3 protein-coding genes are annotated in these 2,932 nt (G+C 59.3%); all 3 read right to left on the minus strand.

The window, feature by feature from the left end:
* Positions 1-842, minus strand: an 842-nt coding sequence (locus tag JWQ61_RS00040; RefSeq protein ID WP_304358702.1) for a branched-chain amino acid ABC transporter permease, incomplete at its 3' end; no start/stop codon positions are given.
* 17 nt (positions 843-859) lie between these two features.
* Positions 860-1,744 carry a branched-chain amino acid ABC transporter permease gene (locus JWQ61_RS00045; RefSeq protein WP_304358700.1) on the minus strand — a complete coding sequence of 295 codons (885 nt, stop codon included), beginning with the start codon at positions 1,742-1,744 and terminating at the stop codon, positions 860-862.
* 153 nt (positions 1,745-1,897) lie between these two features.
* A partial coding sequence (locus JWQ61_RS00050; protein ID WP_304358701.1) for an ABC transporter substrate-binding protein occupies positions 1,898-2,932 on the minus strand: 1,035 nt, incomplete at its 5' end.

Consider the following 2,932-nt stretch of genomic DNA (forward strand, 5'->3'; position numbering starts at 1 on the left):
TCGATGTGGGTAACCGAAGCGAGCCAGTTGCCGATATCGCCCAGCTTGTTTTCCAGTACGATAATGATCACCGCCCCGACAATCGGCCCGATGATGGTGCCCAAACCACCTACCAGAGTCATCAGCACTACCAGGCCGGACATGGTCCAGTGCACGTCGGTCAGTGTTTCAAAACCCAGCACCAGGGTCTTGGTGGAACCGGCCAAGCCCGACAGCGCCGCCGACAGCACAAACGCCAGCAGCTTGTAGCGGTTGACGTCGTAACCCAATGAAATGGCGCGCGGCTCATTTTCCTTGATTGCTTTCAGCACCTGGCCGAATGGCGAATTCACGGTACGCATGATCAGCGCAAAACCGGCCACGGCAATCGCCAGCACCACGTAGTACAAGGTCAGGTCATTGCCAAGGTCGATAAATCCCAGCAAATGCCCGCGCGGCACGCCTTGCAAACCGTCCTCGCCGCCCGTGAACGGCATCTGCAGGCAAACGAAATACAGCATCTGCGCCAGGGCCAGCGTGATCATGGTGAAATAAATCCCCTGCCGCCGGATCGCCAGGCTGCCCATCACCAGGCCGATCAGCGCACCGGTGGCGGTGCCCGCGAGCAACCCTACTTCGGTCGGCAAACCCAGTGTCTGCAGCGCATATCCGGCAATGTAGCCGGCGCCGCCAAAGAAGGCGGCATGTCCAAACGACAACAAGCCGGTAAAGCCGATCAGCAGGTTGAACGCGCAGGCAAACAGCGCGAAGCAAATGATCTTCATCAGGAACACCGGATAGATGCCAAACGGCGCCGCCAACGCGGCAGCCAACAGCAAGCCGTAGCCGATTTTTTTATTAATGTTCATAGCCGCTCCGCTCATTTCTCTTTGCCGAACAGGCCTGCCGGCCGGATCATCAGCACAATCGCCATCACGATGAACACCACCGTGGCCGACGCTTCCGGATAAAACACGCGGGTCAGTCCCTCGATCACGCCCAGCCCCAGGCCGGTGATGATGGAACCCATGATGGAGCCCATGCCGCCGATCACCACAACCGCGAACACGACGATAATCAGGTTCGAACCCATCAGTGGCGAGACCTGGATCACCGGCGCCGCCAGCACCCCGGCAAAGGCCGCCAAAGCGACGCCGAAGCCGTAGGTCAAGGTCACCATCAGCGGCACGTTGATGCCGAACGCTTCCACCAGTTTCGGATTCTCGGTGCCGGCGCGCAGGTATGCCCCCAGCTTGGTCTTTTCAATCACGAACCAGGTCGCAAAACACACCGTCAGCGATGCCAGCACCACCCAGGCACGGTAGTTAGGCAGCACCATGAAGCCGAGGTCGGTAGCGCCGCTCAGCTGCTCCGGCACCGAAAACGGCTGGCCGGAGACGCCGTAGAAAGAGCGGAAGATGCCCTCCACCATCAAGGTGATGCCGAAGGTCAGCAGCAAGCCGTATAGGTGGTCCAGCTTGTACAGCCAGCGCAGCATGGTCCTCTCGATGATGATGCCGAACAGCCCCACCAGCAGCGGCGCCAGCGCCAGCATCACCCAGTAGTTCAGGTTGAAATAGGTCAGCCCGATCCAGGCCAGGAAGGCGCCCATCATGTACAGCGCACCGTGGGCGAAGTTGATCACGTTGAGCAGGCCGAAGATCACCGCCAGGCCGAGCGACAGCATGGCGTAGAACGAACCGTTGACGAGCCCCAGCAGCAGCTGGCTCATCAAGGCTTGAAAGGGAATGCCGAATATTTCCATGGCAATGTCATCAAAAGATCACTCGTGCGAGTGAATAACTATCGAACAGCGCGCCACGCAGCGCAGGGAAACCGGTCCCCTTGCACTGCGCGGCGCGCCAGGCATATCGTCAGCGTGGAGCTGCGCCCTCTCAACTGCGGCGCGGCAGCCTTGTTACTTCCACAAAGCGCACTTGGTTTCAGCCTTGGTGGTGAAAGCCTGTTCGCCCGGGATGGTCTGGATCTTGTTCAGGTAATCCCATGGGTATTTCGAATCGGCCGGCGCCTTGACCTGGTACAGCGTCATGTCATGCACCACGCGGCCATCCGCGCGCAGGTAAGCGTTCTTGGCGTACATGTCGTTGAACTTGGCCTTGCGCAGCTGTTCCATCACCTTGTCGCCGTCATCGGTGCCGATCGTTTTGACAGCGGCCAGGTACTGCATCGCTGCCGAATAATCGCCGGCCTGCAGGCTGGACGGTTCTTTTTTCATTTTCTCGAAATAACGCTTCGCCCATTTGCGCGACTCGTCGTTCTGGTCCCAGTACCAGCTGTCGGTCAGGTACATGCCCTGGGTCTGCTTCAAGGTCAGCGAATGGATGTCGTTGATAAACACCAGCAGGCCGGCCAGCTTGGCGTTCTTGGTGACGCCGAATTCATTGGCGGCCTTGACCGAGTTGATCAGGTCGCCGCCGGCGTTCGCCAGGCCGATGATCTGCGCCTTGGACGATTGCGCCTGTAGCATGAAGGAAGAAAAATCGGAGGCATTGAGCGGATGTTTGACCGAACCCAGCACGGTGCCGCCGGAGGATTTCACCACCGCCGTGGTATCTTTTTCCAGCGAGGCGCCGAAAGCATAATCGGCCGTCAGGAAGTACCAGCTTTTGCCGCCCTGCTTGACCACCGCCGAACCGGTGACATGGGCCAGTGGGTAGGTGTCGTAAGCATTGTGGACTGTGTAAGGCGTGCATTCTTCATTGGTCAGGCGCGTGCTGCCGGCGCCGATTTCGAAGAACGGTTTCTTCTTTTCCGCCGCAATCTTCGCCATCGCCAGCGCGGTGCCGGAGTTGGTGCCGCCGATCAGCATGTCCAGGCCTTGCTGGTCAAACCACTCGCGCGCCTTGCTCGATGCGATGTCAGCCTTGTTCTGATGATCGGCCACCACCAGTTCGATTTTCTTGCCGTTGATGGCGCCGCCCATGTCGGCGAT

It is taken from the genome of Collimonas fungivorans (genome assembly GCF_028292705.1).
GTDB lineage: Bacteria > Pseudomonadota > Gammaproteobacteria > Burkholderiales > Burkholderiaceae_D > Collimonas > Collimonas fungivorans_B.

Excerpts from the sequence above, each read along its gene's own strand:
- JWQ61_RS00045 (WP_304358700.1), bottom strand. The coding sequence starts at position 1,744 with ATGGAAATATTCGGCATTCCCTTTCAAGCCTTGATGAGCCAGCTGCTG.